Here is a 17894-nt window from a genome sequence, read left to right as displayed (position 1 = left end):
TATTTACAGTTTTTTGCTTTTATTTTGCTAACGCGGTCAAACTTCTAATTCATTTAATTTCTTCATATACTCTGCCTTCTCTTTATACCCTCTGATTTCATTTGCACCAAGTTGTAATGCTCTGCGAATATACTCTTCATCATTTTTCATCAGACGCATGTTTACACCTTCTAGTATGATTCTGCTGCAGTTTTGAAGAACATGGATACAATTCTTTTACTATTACGATCAACTACAGTATACCATCAAAACAAGACGATTTCTATTATATCTACATTTTCCACCAAATGATTCACAATAAAATTGTACTTATCAATAGAAACCAATCACGGAATACTGCCAACTTCTCGAGACAGTTTTGTCCTGTTTAAAATATCTATATAAGATACGATAAAATACAGACCATGGAACAATTGTGTTGCAGGGTGGCTGACCTCTATTTTATTTTACATAGGATGGGGGTGGTGCTGATGAACAAGAGATTTGATTTTAAAGACCTCATGACCTTTGGTCTGTTCATTCTTGCATTACTGACATTCGTATTTACGTTTATCAGATAGTGTTTTAAAGCATAGAAAAACCACCCCAACTTTGACCGAGTAACTAGGGTGGATTTTTCTAACCATTGTTTATGAGGACAACCACTTGTGGGCAATTGTTCCTCTTTTGTTTTACTATAACACGTTCCATATGGAATTTCAAGCATCAATATAATTTTGTTTATTTTAATTGGAATCTTTCATGATTGGCGCCATGAAAAAATGAAAAAGGCATTGCATGATTCAGCCCTGGCAGAATTAAAGAAATCTAAGAGCTTGCGCATCCACTGGACTGTGAAGCGGAACAAAGAAATTATCAAAGAACTCTTCGATATTGGATTTGGACTTTATGAGAAAGGTGCAAAATGCAATTACCAGCAGGGCGCAGAAAACGCATTCATGTACGGTTATCTTTTAGGTGTGCAATCGCAAAAAGCAAACTCCTAATCAAACAAAAACACAAACGTTACATAAAAGCGTATGGGGGTGTCGGGTATATTCGACGCCCTCTTTTTATACCCTAAATTCATCCAACAATTTATGTGCTACCTCATGTGTGCTACCTGTGCGCTACGTGTGTCCTACGTGGCAAAATCTAAGGCTACCGTGGAACATTGTAAACCACGATAGCCCTTGATTTTACTGTGTTTCTTAGAACTTACCAGCCTTTGCAGCTTCCTCAACGGATACTGCAACAGCAACAGTAGCACCAACCATTGGGTTATTACCCATTCCGATCAGACCCATCATCTCAACGTGAGCCGGTACGGAAGAAGATCCAGCAAACTGTGCATCAGAGTGCATACGTCCCATAGTATCTGTCATACCATAAGAAGCAGGACCTGCTGCCATGTTATCTGGGTGAAGTGTACGTCCTGTACCACCGCCGGATGCTACGGAGAAGTACTTCTTGCCCTGCTCGATACATTCCTTCTTGTATGTACCTGCAACCGGATGCTGGAAACGTGTTGGGTTTGTAGAGTTACCAGTGATGGAAACACCTACGTTCTCATGATGCATGATTGCAACACCTTCCTGAACATCATCAGCACCGTAACATTTTACAGTTGCGCGAAGTCCGTCAGAGTATGCTTTTTCGTACTCAATGTTAAGCTTTGCAGCCTTGTAATCATACTTTGTCTCTACGAATGTAAATCCGTTGATACGGGAAATGATCTGCGCTGCGTCTTTTCCAAGACCGTTTAAGATAACACGAAGAGGTTTCTGACGAACCTTGTTTGCCTTCTCAGCGATACCGATTGCACCCTCAGCAGCTGCAAATGACTCATGTCCAGCTAAGAAACAGAAGCACTCTGTCTCCTCCTCAAGGAGCATCTTACCAAGGTTACCATGTCCTAAACCTACTTTACGATGATCTGCAACAGATCCAGGAATACAGAATGCCTGAAGTCCTTCACCGATTGCTGCGGCAGCATCAGCAGCTCTCTTGCATCCCTTCTTGATTGCGATTGCAGCACCTACAGTGTAAGCCCAGCAAGCGTTCTCGAAACAAATTGGCTGAATCTTCTTAACCTGATCGTAAACGTTCAGTCCAGCGTCCTTTGTAATCTTTTCAGCTTCTTCGATAGAGCTGATACCATAGCTGTTTAAAACAGCGTTAATCTGGTCAATTCTTCTTTCATATCCTTCAAATAATGATGCCATTATATCGTTCTCCTTTCCAATTATTCCTGACGTGGATCGATAATCTTAACTGCATCGTCCACACGGCCATACTGACCCTTAGCTTTCTCCCAAGCTGTGTTAGGATCATCACCCTTCTTAATGAAGTCAGTCATCTTTCCAAGAGAAACGAACTGGTAACCAATTACCTCGTTATTCTCGTCAAGAGCGATACCTGTAACATATCCTTCAGCCATCTCAAGGTAACGAACACCCTTCTCCTTTGTTGCATACATAGTACCAACCTGAGAACGAAGTCCCTTTCCTAAATCTTCCAGACCAGCACCTACAGCAAGTCCGTCATCAGAGAATGCAGACTGTGTACGTCCATATACGATCTGTAAGAAAAGCTCTCTCATAGCTGTGTTGATAGCATCACAAACTAAGTCTGTATTTAAAGCTTCCAGAATTGTCTTACCCTGTAAAACTTCTGCAGCCATAGCAGCTGAATGAGTCATACCAGAGCAACCGATTGTCTCAACTAATGCTTCCTCAATGATACCGTTCTTTACGTTAAGAGAAAGCTTGCAGGCACCCTGCTGTGGTGCACACCAGCCGACACCGTGTGTAAATCCTGAAATGTCCTCAATTTTCTTGGAATGAACCCACTTTCCCTCTTCCGGGATAGGAGCTGGCTCATGCTTTGCGCCCTTTGCTACAGGACACATGTTTTCAACTTCCTTTGTGTAAATCATCTTAAGACTCCTTTCGCATGTTAATTGTAGATAAACTCGTTATCATTCGACATACCGCTAATATTTTTGCATATTTTTTTCCTAAAGTCTAGTGCAAATTCGCACTTTTTTAGATACAACTACTATTTTTCTTTTTTTGCCACAATATGGTCTGCATCCTTGTAGATATGGTTTGCCGGAATCACTCCGCGGACAGAAGAAAGCGGATAGACATTACAATTCGGGCAGATAACCGTACCCGGATTTAAAACGGAGTTGCATCCTACCTCTACGTGATCTCCGAGCATAGCTCCAAATTTCTTAAGTCCTGTTTCAATTTCTTCTCCGGAATCTCTGTTGTCCTTTACAACCACAAGTGTTTTATCCGATTTTACATTGGAGGTAATTGAACCGGCTCCCATATGGGACTTGTAACCGAGAATGGAATCCCCGACGTAATTGTAATGTGGTACCTGTACCGTGTTAAAAATGATATCATTTTTGATCTCCGTGGAATTTCCGACAACCGATCCTTTTCCAATGATCGCACTCCCGCGGATAAATGCACAGTGACGGATCTCGGCATCTTCATCAATAATCAGCGGTCCGTTCAGACATGCCGTAGGCGCAACGGTTGCACTCTTTGCCACCCAGATATTTTCTCCACGTTTCTCATAAATTTCCGGATCGAGTGTCGGGCCGAGCTTTTTGATAAAATCGCTGATTCCTTTTAATGCTTCCCACGGATATGTAAACTGTGAAAGATACTCTCCTGCAATAGACTGTGACAAATCATACATGTTTTTGATTTTTGCGTTTTCCATTTTTTAATCTCCTTACATTTTAATTTTCATGATTACTGATCGTTTTTCTTTCGGACTCTTCCGTTTCCTTCAAAGCCGTCGTTTCCTCTGCGGCTGCTGTTTTCTCCGGCGGTGCCTCCCCCGGATTATCAAAATCAAACGAAATCTGATCATTTTCATATTTCAGGCAGGTGTCAAATGTATTGCCTGCCTTTGAGGTAAATCCGGCAATCTTCTGCTTCGTCTTTCCGGTCGTCAACAGTTCTTTCATCACTTCTTCGGAAAGTTCCACCTTAGCAACGGTATGCCAGATCTTAAATCCGCACGCACATTCATACCTCCACTGCGTCTTCATCAGCATTTTGCCGCATTTCGGGCACGGCACGGTTGTCTCTTCCGGTCTCGGTTTCTCCGGAAAATCAAATGCGATCTCCCCTTCTTCCGTCAGTTTCAGCGGTGCATCAAATTTCATACCGGTCTTTGCCACAAATCCCGAAATTACCTCTGTCTTCTTTTTCGTCAGAAGCTCTTTCACCTGCGCTTCTTTCAGCCGGACACTTGCGATACTTCCAATCATAAAGCTGCAGCTTTCCTTATCATCTTTTTTATGATTGGCACACATAAATCCAAACGGTGCCACTACAATATCCCCACCACACTTCGGGCACTTCACATCTTTGACTTTCTTTGGCTCTACATTGTCAAAATCAAATTTCAGCCCGGTTACTTTCCCGTTTTCATCTTTTGCGAGAGCTACGCGCGCATCAAATTTCTTCCCTGTTTTTGACTTAAACCCACGCATGGTTTCCGTAATGCCATCGTTTAAAAGCTGCCGGACCTGTGCTTCCGTAAAAGATTTCTCTGCCATCTTCCCAATAGAAAACCTGCAGCTGTTTTCATCGCCCGGCTTATAGTTAGCACATCCATAACCAAAAGAGGTCGCAATGATCTCACCCCCGCAGAGTGGACACTTCACATCGCGGATCACTTTCTGTTCCACGCTGTCAAAATCAAATACAATATTCGTCTTTCCCTCTTCGGTTTTCTCCAGTTTCAGACAGGCATCAAATTTTTTACCGGTTTTTGATTTAAAACCGCGCAGGGTATCTGTGTGACCATCCGTCAGGAGCTGCTTTACCGCAGTAACCGGCAGGGTTTTTCCGGCGATTGTTCCAATGGAAAACCGGCAGCTGTTCTCATCGTCCGGTGAAAAGTTTACACATCCATAGCCGAAAGATGTCTTTTTAATCTGTCCGCCACATACCGGGCACTTTACCTCCGGAATGATTTCCGGCTCTACGTCCGAAAAATCAAATGCAATATTAACTTTTCCGTTTTCATCTTTATCTACCTTAAGTTTTGCATCAAACCGTTTGCCTGCCTTGGATTTAAACCCGCGAATGGTCTGGGTATGCCCCTGTTCGATAAGTTCTTTTACCTGTTCCTCACTCAGCTGAACACCTGCAATTTCGCCAATATTAAAATTACATCCTGATTTATCATTCTTGTAATTTGCACATCCATAGCCAAATGGCGTGGTTACAAGTTCTCCACCGCATGCCGGACATCTGACACCGATCTTTCTTCTCGCACCGGCACCTCTTGCATTTTTCCCAGCAAAATTACTGATACGTTCCGCAAGCGGTTCCCGCAGATCCTGTCCGATCATCTTTTCCGTTTCGGTCCGGATGAAATCTTCCAGTTTCGTCCGGTAATCCCAGAAATCCACGGTTCCCTGTGTAATTCCATCAAGTCCCTTTTCCCAGGAAGCTGTCATCTTCGGGTTCAAAAGTGCCGGGACGGTCATGCTCACCACTTCAAATACCATCTCCCCGAGATTTTCCGGTGTGAGCACCTGCGTCCGTTTATTCAGATTGAGGTAATGGATACGGACCAGTTTCTTGATAATTTCCGCACGGGTGGCCGAGGTACCGATTCCCGAACCTTTGATCTGTTCCCGAAGCTCCTCATCCTCAATCAGCTGTCCTGCATTTTCCATGGCAAGCACCATGGAACCGGAGGTGTATCGCTTCGGCGGTGAAGTTTTTCCCTCTTTCACCTCATATCCATCCACGGAAATCTCATCGCCCTTTTTCAGCCGGTCTGCCAGATGTAGCAGTTCCTTCGGATCCGAATCTTCTTCCTCTTTCTTTGGAATTCCTGCAATTTCCAAATAACCGGGTGTCTTTAATACACGTGCGGACGCATAAAAACGTTCCTTCTTTTCCCCCACATCCACAACAGCCGTCATTTTTACATTCTGATATTCTGCCGCCGGATAAAACACACTGAGAAATCTCCGCACGATCAGATCAAATACCGATTTCTGCAGAGTATTCAGTTTCCCAAGCTCCGTGAGCTGACCGGTCGGAATGATCGCATAGTGGTCTGTCACTTTAGCATCATCGGTATACTGCGTTCCTGCAATATTTCCATACAGCTTTCTGTCGAGAATCTGCTCCACAAAATCCGAAGTCGGCTCATATCCCCGCAGACGGCTGATATTTTTATGGATTTCCTTTGCCACCGGAGTGGAAAGCACACGCGCATCGGTACGCGGATACGTTGTCAGTTTCCGTTCATACAGATCCTGCGCCACCTGTAAGGTTTCATCCGGGCTGATCTTGAATCGTTTTGCACATTCTGCCTGCAGCTCTGCCAGATTAAATAGTAACGGTGCCCGTTTTCTGGAAATATTTTTTTCGATGGATTCCACAATCGCAGGATGTCCCTGCACGCGGTCAATCAATGCCAGTGCATCCTTCTTTTCCCGAAATCCGTTTTCCTTATACAAGAGCGGCGATGCAAAGTACCCTGATCCCTCGACGGCTTTCCACTCGCCCTGGACATGTGCATCTGTAAAATTTCCGACAACACGGTAAAACGGTGTCTCCTTAAAATTGCGGATCTCGCGCTCACGGATCACGACCATCCCAAGCACACAGGTCATCACGCGCCCGACCGCAATAGCGGTGTAGGAACGTGTTCCCGCCGCATTGTTTAACAACCCTCCATATTTTACCGACATTACACGGGAAAAATTAATGCCCATGGCATAATCTTCAATGGTACGCATAATACCGGATTTTCCGAGATTTTCATAGGCAGACATCGGTTTTGCTTCCCGGATTCCCCGTTGGATCTCTTCCTCTGTCTGGGAATCAATCCAGACCCGGAGTTCCTCCATGCCATCTCGCACACCGCCGAAATTGCGGATATTTTCCTCAATCGTCTGTCCTTCTTTTCCGGCATCTCCTGCCCAGTAGACACGGTCGATATCCTCGCGCATCAACATTCCGTGAACCACATCATACTGCCGGCTGACATCTTTGATCACATCATATTTATATTCTTTTGGAAGAAATGGCAGATCTTCCAGTTTCCACTTTTTGTATTTTATATCATAACTTTCCGGATATACCATGGCTACCAGATGTCCCACGCACCAGGTGATCACATATTTCTGGTTTTCCAGATAGCCATCTCTGCGGCCCCCGCTTACCCCGAGAACTTTTGCAAATTCCTGGGCAACCGACGGTTTCTCCGTTATGATCAGTGACTTTCCCATCTTCTATCCCCTATTGGCAAACTTTTTCTATAATTCGTTCATATCAATCAGCTCAAACCGGTCATCCGTTTTGGCATGCTCCGCCAGCATCGGTTCAAACCGGGTTGCAGAGAATAAAAAGATATGTTCCGAACGGATTTTTGCCTTTTCCATGTTCTGATACAGTTCCTCGCACATCTGCGATGTCAGCTGTGGCTGATCCCAGTTACATAGTCCCACAATATTTCTGCGGTCTGTGCTCTGGGCAATAATATCAATGTTTCCTGTCTTTCCAACCCAGGTTCCGATCTTATGAACTGGAAACGGCATGCGTCCCATCTGATTCAAAAGCATCATATACTCCATGCAGACATTCCGGAAATAACGTTTCAGATACGTGCCAAGTTCCGGCGCAATGTAGCGGTCGTAAAATTCATGCGGTTTCAGTAGATAAAGATCTGACATATGCGGAAATACAAATTTAAACCAGAAATTAATAAATGTATCTTTGATCTGGTATACCCCTTTCTTAGCATTCTCCCAGCCGCCGGTCTGAAATGACTGCACTTTCTCTACAATATCAAAATGGCTGAGATTTTTCATATAAACACTGATCTTTGCACGGGAATATCCGGTTTTTGCATACAGGTCATTCAGTTTATTGTTTCCCTGTGCAATTGCAGATAAAATTGTGTTATAGACGGAAAGTTCACGCAGTTCTGCAGAAATTTTCTGTTCTGCCATATGAAACAGATATCCCCCCTCCGTCAGCACAAGCCGGTAAATATTCTCCCTGTATGAAATTTCCGGATTCCATGCTTCCATAAATCCTGGCACCCCACCGATGGTTCCATAAATACGGATACAGTCGCTGACCGAAAGTGCCGGAAATGTCCGGACAACCTCCAGAAAATTCAGATCTTCGACTTTATGCAGCACATCAATACGACGGAATCCGTCCCCGAACGCATCTTTTGCATCCTGTGTGGCCCATACAATGGAAGAAGACGCCAGAATGATCATCACCGGTCCCGGATAAAGCCGTTTCATCTTTAATTTTAAAATACTTTTGACAAATTCCGGATCTCTTTTAATTGCATACTGTGCCTCATCAATCACAATCACCAGTTTTGATGCATCTCCGCTTTTTACCCGGTTAAAAAATTCATCATAGGAATATCTGCTCAGCTTCATCTGAAAAGTATTTTGAATTTCTTCTCCCATTTTCTGCATCTGTTCCTGTGCGGAAAGCTGTCTGCATCGATAATAAAAATACTTTTTCCCCACACAGAATTCTTTGATCAGCTGTTCTTTTCGGCAGTCCATTCCGCCATACAAAAGCATCAGCTGGTTTCCTGATTTTTCATACCAGCCTTCCAGTTCTTTGAGATCTGTTTTTTTTGCGTTCATCCCGATTCCTCCGTACAAAATTCCTTCTGCTAAAAGAAATTATATCACTGATTAATATCTCTCACAAGGTTTTCGGCAAAAAGAAAGAAGTGCAGTTTTTGCACTTCTCTCCAAAATCCGTATTTCAATTTAATACTTATTTCTTTGTGATATATCCCTGTGCCTTTAACAGCTCTGCACATAAAACTGCACCACCGGCTGCACCACGAACGGTATTGTGAGATAATCCAACGAATTTCCAGTCATATACGGTATCCTCTCTCAGACGTCCGACAGAGATTCCCATGCCATGCTCAAAGTTTACATCCAGGCTGACCTGCGGACGGTTGTCCTCTTCTAAGTACTGGATGAAATGTTCCGGTGCACTCGGAAGCTTCAGTTCCTGTGGCACACCACTGTAATTCTTCAGTGCTTCGATCAGCTGCTCTTTGGTAGGTTTCTTCTTGAATTTAACAAATACAGCTGCTGTATGTCCGTTTAATACCGGCACACGGATACACTGGCAGGTAATGACTGGTGAAGTTGCAGGAACAATCTGCTTCTTCTCATCATCTACATGCCCCCAGATACGCAGAGGCTCTTTCTCAGACTTTTCTTCCTCACCACCGATGTATGGAATAATGTTTCCAAGCATCTCTGGCCAGTCCTTGAACGTCTTTCCTGCTCCGGAAATAGCCTGATAGGTAGTGGCAACTACTTCATACGGCTCAAACTCTTTCCATGCAGTCAGAACCGGCGCATAACTCTGGATGGAGCAGTTTGGCTTTACTGCTACGAAACCGCGCTTTGTACCAAGACGCTCTTTCTGATACTTGATAACTTCCATGTGCTGTGGATTGATTTCTGGAACTACCATCGGCACATCCGGTGTCCAGCGGTGGGCACTGTTGTTGGAAACAACCGGTGTCTCTGTCTTTGCGTAATCTTCCTCGATCTTTTTGATCTCTTCTTTGGTCATGTCTACAGCAGAAAATACAAAGTCGACCTGAGAAGCTACCTGCTCTACCTCATTTACATTCATTACTACAATATTCTTTACAGCTTCCGGCATTGGAGTATCCATTTTCCAACGATCTCCTACTGCCTGCTCATAAGTCTTTCCTGCACTTCTTGGGCTTGCTGCAATCGTGGTAACCTCAAACCATGGATGATTCTCCAGCAAAGAGATAAATCTCTGTCCTACCATACCTGTTCCGCCAAGGATACCAACTTTTAACTTCTCACTCATTTTTCCAATCTCCTCTGTTCTTTTCTTTATACGCGGACACCTGTCTTTTACAGAAAAACATTTTTGTTTTTTGTCCGCGTTACACGAACATGTGTCTTTATAGGAAATATATTACTTGAAACCAGGTAAAATTACAAGGAACAAATTGTCCTAAATAAATAAAATATTCCTCAAATATATGTAGGACTTGCACAATCTGAAATACCGACTAAGCGGTATTTCAGGCAATATATCAGAGATGTACCGCAATTACATACATCGCATCGACAAGCGACTCTGCATGCGATGTGCTCCTTTTGTCTCATTTTTTCTCCAGATATGCCTCTTCGATTGCGATCACTTTCTTCATCGCCTCTTCCCCTGGTGCACCGATCGTCAGACGCTTGTTGACACAGGTTTCCATGGAGATTGCATCATAGACATCCTCCTCAAATACCGGAGAAAACTGTTTTAATTCTTCCAGACTCATATCGTCAATCGGCATCTGTTTGTCCAGACAGTACAAAACAATACGTCCGATAATTCCATGCGCATCGCGGAACGGAACCCCGTGATTTACAAGATAATCGGCAGCATCCGTCGCGTTGGTAAAGCCGTGTGCGGCACTCTTTCTCATAACATCCTTATTGAATTTCATGGTATCAAGCATGCCCGTGAATAACGCAATACAGCCTTTCGTTGTGTCGATGGCATCAAAGGAAAGTTCCTTGTCTTCCTGCATGTCTTTATTGTAAGCAAGCGGAATCCCCTTCATTGTGGTCAGAAGCGACATGAGCGCGCCATACACACGCCCGGTCTTGCCTCGGACAAGTTCTGCAATATCCGGATTTTTCTTCTGTGGCATGATACTGCTTCCGGTACTGTATGCATCATCAATCTCTACAAATTTGTATTCGTTGGAATTCCAGATGATGATTTCCTCGGAGAAGCGGCTTAAATGCATCATAATGGTTGCCATGGCAGACAGATATTCGATCAGGTAATCGCGGTCGGAAACACCGTCCATACTGTTTAAGGTCGGTCCGTAAAAGCCAAGAAGCTCTGCAGTATATTCGCGGTCAAGCGGATAGGTTGTTCCTGCCAGTGCGCCGGAACCGAGCGGGCAGTAATTCATGCGCTCGTAAATATCGTGCATACGGGAACGGTCACGCTTAAACATTTCAAAGTACGCCCCCATATGATGTGCGAGTGTGATCGGCTGCGCTTTCTGCAAATGGGTAAATCCTGGCATAATCGTCTGCGTATTTTCTTTCATAATGCGAAGCAGTACCTGCAGCAGCTGTTCCAGCAGTTCATCCGTCTCAAGAACCTGCTGCCGGGTATACAGACGCATGTCCAGTGCCACCTGATCATTTCTGCTTCGTCCGGTATGCAGTTTCTTTCCGGTATCTCCCAGACGGTCAATAAGGTTTGCTTCCACAAAACTGTGAATATCCTCATATTCCGAAGTGATGGCAAGCTTTCCGCTCTCCACATCCGCAAGAATTTCCTGTAAACAGGAAACAATCGTCTGCATCTCTTCCTGTGTCAGAATGCCCTGCTTTCCAAGCATACGCACATGTGCAATGGAACCCTCAATATCCTGCTTGTAAAATTTCTGATCAAACGAAATGGATGCATTAAAATTGTAAACCAGCTGGTCTGTCTCCTTCGTAAATCTTCCGCCCCATAACTGTGCCATATCTAAATTCCTCTCTTTCTTAAATTCTTTGTTTTTTATAAAATCTGTTCTTCCTGCTGTCTGCGCAGTACGATTTCACGGTCGCGGTCACGCTTGGAATACACACACCCACAGTAGTACTGCCGGTACATGTGATACTCCTTAGAAATTTCGGTCGACTTTTTATAGCCTTCCTTCTTTTTAAAATCCGAAAACAGATAACGGACATCAAAGGTATCTGCCAGTTCTGCTCCGATCTGATTTAACTTTTCCGCATTTTTCAGCGGACTGATGGATAATGTTGTCGTAAAGAAATCAAATCCGTGCGCTTTTGCATAGGACGCAGCCTCGGAAAGCCGCAGCCGGTAACAGGCAAAACAGCGCTCTCCCCCTTCCGGGATCTCTTCCATGCCCTTTGCCATATCATAAAACCGCTGTGTATCGTATGCACCTTCCACAAAAGAAACCGGATATTTTGTAGGAAACTCAGCAATAAAACGTTCCTGCTCCTTTGCCCGCATATGATATTCTTCCGGCGGATAAATATTGGGATTGTAATAAAATACCGTTACATGGAAATGTTCTGCAAGACATGCAATACAATAAGAACTGCACGGTGCACAACAGCTGTGCAAAAGGAGGCTTGGAGCCTCCCCTGCCGTACAGTTTTCACGGATCAGATCTTCCATTATTTTCTGATAATTTTTTTTATTCATCTTTCATCTGTATACATCTGATTAAAAATTTCTTTTCCGGTCTGCGTCCGGAAAATTTGCTGATATGCCTGTTCAATTCCGTGACGATTGACGTCATCTTCATATAAATTGACCAGAAAATCTGCCTCCACCAGAATCTGATAATCCAGTCCTTCGATATTATCATATGTATGATGATGTCCGATCAGATAGCAGATACGGTCGATCAGATAATTTTCAATTCCCACATCGGAAAGCATTCTCTGTGCCACAATCGGTCCTTCCTGCTCCTGCAGCTTTCCGTCACACCGTCCATACTTTTCTTCTGCCGGACGGATTCCAATGTCATGGGTATAAGCGGCTGCTTCCAATATAAAAAGGGATGTCTCGTCAAGCCCTTCTTTTGTTCCGATGATTCTTGCGAAACTATGCACTTTCATGAAATGCTGAATCCGTTTCGGATCTCCGGAAAAAAAGGCGATCATCTGTAAAAACAGCTCATCCAGCTGTTGCCTGCTGTAATAACTACTGTCACTACTGTCCATTGTGTGTTTCTCCTTTATCTAACATCTGCAGTGCAAACGTCGCTGCAATGTAAACAACTGCACATAAAATAATCAATACTGTTTTTTCCCCGGCAACACCGGCACAAAGTTCTGCCAGAATAAGAAGTCCATGCACCCAGAGTTCCGCATGATGCAGCATCACTGCAATAACTGCCTCAATGATAACAAGCAGACACATAGGAACTACCGGAACGTTAAGGACTCTCACCCCTACAATCACCATAATTGCAACAATTGCTGCAAAGGCCAGTAATGTCGGTACCTGAAACGTCTTTTTGTTCTTGTCCATTTTTTACCTCAACCTTTATTCTTATTTTCTTTGTCTGCGCCCATTATACCAATTTCATGCCTAAGAAACAAGCACTTTTTAAAGTAAAAAAGACACGTCTTCCATCGGATACCCGATACAAAACGTGTCTGAAACGAAGCCAATAAGGGGACTCGAACCCCTGACCCACGCATTACGAATGCGTTGCTCTACCAACTGAGCCATATTGGCAAAACGTACTTGTATATAATACCAAAACCGATTCAGAAAATCAACTGTTTTTTCATAAAATTTATATTAAAAAAAGATTGACTTTTCACATGGATTCTGTAGAATAGAAACTGTTGAGTTTATAATCAGTAAACAAAAAATCAACTAACAATCATGTTTCATAAATTTACGGGAGGCATGCCATGGACATTGGACACCGCATGAAAGAACTGCGCATCCAGTACGGACTGACGCAACAGGAGCTGGCGGACCGTGCCGAGCTGACCAAGGGCTTTATCTCACAGTTGGAACGAAACCAGAACTCTCCGTCCATCGGAACTCTTCTGGATATCATCCAGTGCCTTGGTACGACACCAGCAGAATTTTTTACAAATGAAGAGCCGGAACAGATTGTTTTCAAACAGGAAGATTATTTTGAAAAAACCGACGAAGAAAAACACTGCTGTATTGAATGGGTCGTTCCCAATGCACAGAAAAACCAGATGGAACCGGTTCGTCTGACTTTACACGCCGGTGGACGGTCAGAAGTTTATCAGCCCCATGAGGGGGAGGATTTCGGTTATGTAATCAAAGGAAACGTCCGTATCCACTATGCCGGACAAAACCAGACGGTACATGCCGGGGAATCTTTCTATTTTAAAGCAGGAAAAAAGCATTATCTGGAAAACACCGGTGCAAAAGATGCCGTCATCATCTGGGTTACTACCCCACCAAATTTTTAAGAGGACAAACGTATGAGTAAACATTTAATTGATTTTATTGGAATTTCCAAATCCTACGATTCCAATCTTGTGTTGGATGATTTAAATCTGTATATCCGGGAGAATGAATTTCTGACCCTTTTAGGTCCGTCCGGATGCGGAAAAACTACAACCCTGCGTCTGCTGGGAGGCTTTGAAAGCCCGGACAAGGGACAGATTCTGTTTGACGGACAGGATATCACAGCTCTTGCAGCCAATGAACGGAAACTGAATACCGTTTTTCAGAAGTATTCTCTTTTCCCGCATATGTCCATCGCCGAAAACATTGCATTCGGCCTTAAAATAAGTAAGAAAAGCAAAGCATATATTCAGGATAAAATCAAATATGCCTTAAAACTGGTCAATCTGGAAGGCTTTGAAAACCGTTCGGTCGATTCTCTCTCCGGTGGTCAGCAGCAGCGTATCGCCATCGCCCGTGCGATTGTAAACGAGCCAAAAGTCCTTCTTTTAGATGAACCTCTCGGTGCACTTGATTTAAAACTGCGTCAGAACATGCAGTATGAGCTCATCCGTCTGAAGGAAGAACTGGGAATTACTTTTGTATACGTCACCCATGACCAGGAAGAGGCTCTGACCATGTCCGATACCATCGTTGTCATGAATCAGGGATATATCCAACAGATCGGTACTCCGGAAAACATTTACAACGAACCGGAAAACGCATTTGTTGCCGATTTTATCGGACACAGCAATATCATTGACGGAACCATGATAAAAGATGAACTTGTAGAGATTCTCGGTGCCCGTTGGGCATGTGTCGACAAGGGATTCGGCAATAACAAGCCGGTCGACGTTGTCATCCGTCCGGAAGATGTAGAACTGGTCGATCCTTCGGAGGGAACGCTGCAGGGCGAAGTAACCTCCCTGATTTTTAAAGGCGTTCACTATGAACTTGATGTCATGGCCGGCGGCTATGAATGGCTGGTTCACACCACCAGATTTGTTCCGGTCGGCACCAAAGTCGGCATCAAAGTAATCCCGTTCAATATCCAGATTATGCATAAGCCGGAATCTTCCGATGAAAAGGCGGTGGAGATCGATGCGTAAATTCAAACAGCAATTTCTTGCCGGTCCATACCTCATATGGATCATTGGTTTTATCCTCCTGCCGCTTATCATGATTCTTTACTATGCATTTACAAACGGCGATGGCAGTTTTACGTTATCCTATATCACAGCGATAGCAGATGAAACCAACCGCAAAGCCATGGGACTTTCCCTGAGACTTGGAATTATATGCACCATCGTGTGCCTGGTTCTTTCCTATCCGCTGGCAATGATTTTAAATAATATGAAAATCAAAAATCAGGGACTGGTTGTTTTTATCTTTATGCTTCCGATGTGGATGAACTTTATGCTCCGTATTCTGGCATGGAAACTTCTGCTTTCCAAAAATGGTGTAATCAACTCCATTCTCACAGGTTTCGGGCTTTCCCGCATCAATATCATAAATACACCAACAGCAGTTGTCCTTGGCATGGTATACGACTTCCTGCCATTTATGCTGCTGCCAATCTACAACTCCATGACACGAATCCGTAAAGACTGGATTGAGGCGGCCCGTGATCTGGGTGCCGGAAATGTAACCATCTTTTTAAAGATTATCCTTCCGCTTACCGTATCCGGAATCATCAGCGGAATCGTCATGGTATTTGTCCCGTCACTTACCTCGTTTGCAATCTCGCAGGTATTAGGCGGTGGTCATGTTCTTTTAATCGGAAATGTGATCGAACAGGATTTTATGCAGGGTATGCAATGGAATGCCGGAAGCGGTCTTTCCTTTGTTCTTATGATTTTTGTGATTGCAAGTATGACTATTGTAAATATATTTGATAAAGAAGGGGAGGGAACATCCATATGTTAAAAAAATGTGCATCCCGGATCTATATGGTCCTGATTTTTGCCTTCCTTTACCTTCCGATTATTGTGTTGATTGCTTTGTCTTTCAACGATTCCCGTTCCAAGGTAAAATGGGGTGGCTTCACGCTCCGGTGGTATACCGGCTGTTTTCAGGACGAAAAGATTATGACTGCATTTGTCACAACTTTGCAGGTCACTTTCCTGTCCGCAATTATTTCCACACTGATCGGAACACTTGCCGCGCTCGGCATAGCCGCCATGAAAAAACGGCACCAGACCATTTATCTCGGCGCGACCAATATTCCGCTTCTGAATGCGGATATCGTAACCGGTATCTCCATGATGCTTTTGTTTGTGAAATTTATCGACCTCGGATTTGTGACGGTTCTTCTGGCGCACATTACTTTTAGTATTCCTTATGTTATTTTAAATGTGCTTCCGAAAATGAAACAGACAAACCGCAGCACCTATGAGGCGGCACTTGATCTCGGAGCAACGCCGCTGTATGCATTTTACAAAGTCACCTGGCCGGAAATCCGTCCCGGTGTGTTCTCCGGATTTATGATGGCAGTCACCATGTCACTGGATGATTTTTCCATCACCTATTTTACCAAAGGAGCCGGGGTCAATACCCTCTCCACCATGCTCTACACAGAACTTCGCAAAGGAATCAAACCGGAATTGTATGCACTTTCCACGATTCTGTTCTTTGCCGTTCTGCTCATTCTTCTTGCCGGAAATGTTTATCCGGGGAAGAAGCGTGTTGCAGCCAAATAAATTTTCCATTGGAATTTTATTCCAGCCGAAAGGAGTCCTATTATGAAAAAAAGAATTTTCTCTGCCCTCTTAATTTCTGCTCTGGCAGTCAGTGCACTCACTGCCTGTGGGGGATCTTCCTCTGCGAAAAAAAGCGGACAGACCTTAACCGTTTTAAATTACGGAAAATATATCGATGAGTCCGTAGTCAAACAGTTTGAAAAAGAAACCGGTATCACCGTCAAATACGAAGAATATGAAAGTCCGGAAGAAATGTATACCAAATACAAAGCCGGTTCCATCAACTATGATGTAATCTGCTCTTCCGAATATATGGTTGAGCGTCTGATCAACGAGGGCGAAGTTCTCGAAGAAGATTACGATGCCATGGACAACTACAAAAATCTGGATCCAACGATCCTTGATATGTCTGCTTCCTATGACAAGAATCACACCTATTCCGTTCCATATTTTTACGGGACTCTTGGCCTTCTCTACAACAAAACAACCATTGATGCCAAAACCGTATCAAGCTGGAACTGCCTGTGGGATCCTACCTATGAGGATGAAATCATCATGGAAAATTCCGTCCGTGATACGTTTGCCCCTGCACTGATCTCCAAAGGGTATTCCTTAAACGATACCGATGAAAATCATCTGCGGGAAGCCCTCGACATATTAAAAAAGCAAAAAGATGATAAAATCGTATATGCCTACTATGTAGACGAGACAGCCGATGCCATGATCGGAGAAGAAGCCTCCATCGCACTGTGCTACTCCGGCGAGGCTGCACTGGCCATGGCAGAGAACGACAATCTGGATTATTCGGTTCCAAAAGAGGGATCAAACCTCTGGATCGATTCCTGGTTCATTCCAAAGTCCTGCACTAACCAGACCAACGCTTTAAAATTCTTAAATTTCCTGTGCAAGGATGATATCGCAGAAAAGAATTTCGAATATGTGCAGTATGCCTCTCCGATTACATCTGTGGTAGAAAATCAGGACGCTGACGTAAAAAATAACGAAGCTATCAATCCTTCCAGTGACACGATAAAAAGATGTGAAATCTATAAAGCATTAAGTGATGATGATTCCGCCAAGTACACAAAGCTGTGGCAGGAACTTCTCTCTTATTAAAAAACCGAGAAAAATGATTGCAATTTCAGTCAAAACATGCTAAAGTAAATCCACGGTGTCTGGTTAACACCGTGGA

The 17894-nt window shown here is 43.8% G+C and carries 15 protein-coding genes, 1 tRNA gene and 1 pseudogene; 5 read left to right on the top strand and 12 right to left on the bottom strand.

Translation table 11 applies throughout. From position 1 onward, the window contains the following. Window positions 1-36: 36 nt before the first annotated feature. Window positions 37-159: a hypothetical protein gene (locus tag M72_RS17610; RefSeq protein WP_261291802.1), complete on the bottom strand. Its 123-nt coding sequence runs from the start codon at window positions 157-159 to the stop codon at window positions 37-39. Between the two features lie 557 nt (window positions 160-716). On the opposite strand from M72_RS17610, the gene M72_RS07500 reads away from it, so the two are divergent. Next, window positions 717-986, top strand: a complete 270-nt coding sequence (locus tag M72_RS07500) for a hypothetical protein (RefSeq protein ID WP_206541818.1) — start codon at window positions 717-719, stop codon at window positions 984-986. A 204-nt stretch (window positions 987-1190) separates the two neighbouring features. Here the strand turns inward: M72_RS07500 and M72_RS07495 are convergent, their stop codons facing one another. From M72_RS07495 to M72_RS07445, 11 genes are all read right to left on the bottom strand, one after another. Then, a complete protein-coding gene (locus tag M72_RS07495; RefSeq protein ID WP_055067772.1) occupies window positions 1191-2204 on the bottom strand; it encodes a GGGtGRT protein in 1014 nt (337 codons plus the stop codon). 20 nt (window positions 2205-2224) lie between these two features. Further along, window positions 2225-2917 (bottom strand): iron-sulfur cluster assembly scaffold protein, encoded by a 693-nt coding sequence (locus M72_RS07490; protein WP_022045542.1) that lies wholly within the window; start codon window positions 2915-2917, stop codon window positions 2225-2227. A gap of 122 nt (window positions 2918-3039) precedes the next feature. Then, complete coding sequence (locus M72_RS07485; RefSeq protein ID WP_055067771.1) at window positions 3040-3720, bottom strand: LbetaH domain-containing protein; 681 nt, start codon at window positions 3718-3720, stop codon at window positions 3040-3042. Between the two features lie 19 nt (window positions 3721-3739). Continuing rightward, window positions 3740-7267, bottom strand: coding sequence for a DNA topoisomerase III (locus tag M72_RS07480; RefSeq protein ID WP_055067770.1), 3528 nt, complete (start codon window positions 7265-7267; stop codon window positions 3740-3742). A gap of 27 nt (window positions 7268-7294) precedes the next feature. Next, the gene (locus M72_RS07475) at window positions 7295-8656 is read right to left on the bottom strand and encodes an ATP-binding protein (protein WP_055067769.1); all 1362 of its coding nucleotides are present in this window, start codon (window positions 8654-8656) and stop codon (window positions 7295-7297) included. Between the two features lie 136 nt (window positions 8657-8792). Continuing rightward, window positions 8793-9884: an aspartate-semialdehyde dehydrogenase gene (gene asd / locus M72_RS07470; RefSeq protein WP_055067768.1), complete on the bottom strand. Its 1092-nt coding sequence runs from the start codon at window positions 9882-9884 to the stop codon at window positions 8793-8795. A gap of 301 nt (window positions 9885-10185) precedes the next feature. Then, window positions 10186-11565: an argininosuccinate lyase gene (argH, locus tag M72_RS07465; protein ID WP_055067767.1), complete on the bottom strand. Its 1380-nt coding sequence runs from the start codon at window positions 11563-11565 to the stop codon at window positions 10186-10188. A 35-nt stretch (window positions 11566-11600) separates the two neighbouring features. Next, window positions 11601-12260, bottom strand: coding sequence for an epoxyqueuosine reductase QueH (locus M72_RS07460; RefSeq protein ID WP_055067766.1), 660 nt, complete (start codon window positions 12258-12260; stop codon window positions 11601-11603). Continuing rightward, a complete protein-coding gene (locus tag M72_RS07455; RefSeq protein WP_022045535.1) occupies window positions 12257-12784 on the bottom strand; it encodes an HD domain-containing protein in 528 nt (175 codons plus the stop codon). Before M72_RS07455 ends, M72_RS07460 begins: the two co-directional genes overlap by 4 nt. Next, window positions 12774-13094, bottom strand: a complete 321-nt coding sequence (locus M72_RS07450; protein ID WP_055067765.1) for a hypothetical protein — start codon at window positions 13092-13094, stop codon at window positions 12774-12776. Before M72_RS07450 ends, M72_RS07455 begins: the two co-directional genes overlap by 11 nt. 137 nt (window positions 13095-13231) lie before the next feature. Next, a tRNA-Thr gene (locus M72_RS07445) sits at window positions 13232-13304 on the bottom strand. 182 nt (window positions 13305-13486) lie between these two features. Between M72_RS07445 and M72_RS07440 the strand changes: the two genes are divergently transcribed. The 4 genes and pseudogenes from M72_RS07440 (at window position 13487) to M72_RS18230 (ending at window position 17818) form a co-directional block, all read left to right on the top strand. After that, a complete protein-coding gene (locus tag M72_RS07440) occupies window positions 13487-14026 on the top strand; it encodes a cupin domain-containing protein (protein ID WP_055067764.1) in 540 nt (179 codons plus the stop codon). Between the two features lie 12 nt (window positions 14027-14038). Next, the gene (locus M72_RS07435) at window positions 14039-15112 is read left to right on the top strand and encodes an ABC transporter ATP-binding protein (protein WP_055067763.1); all 1074 of its coding nucleotides are present in this window, start codon (window positions 14039-14041) and stop codon (window positions 15110-15112) included. After that, window positions 15105-15929 (top strand): ABC transporter permease, encoded by an 825-nt coding sequence (locus tag M72_RS07430; RefSeq protein WP_055067762.1) that lies wholly within the window; start codon window positions 15105-15107, stop codon window positions 15927-15929. The genes M72_RS07435 and M72_RS07430 overlap by 8 nt, the downstream gene beginning before the upstream one ends. Continuing rightward, a pseudogene (locus M72_RS18230) lies at window positions 15923-17818 on the top strand (extracellular solute-binding protein). Before M72_RS07430 ends, M72_RS18230 begins: the two are co-directional and overlap by 7 nt. Window positions 17819-17894: the final 76 nt, after the last annotated feature.

Source organism: Roseburia faecis (assembly GCF_001406815.1).
Taxonomy (GTDB): Bacteria; Bacillota; Clostridia; order Lachnospirales; family Lachnospiraceae; genus Roseburia; species Roseburia faecis.
This window is presented reverse-complemented; position numbering and strand designations above follow the sequence as displayed.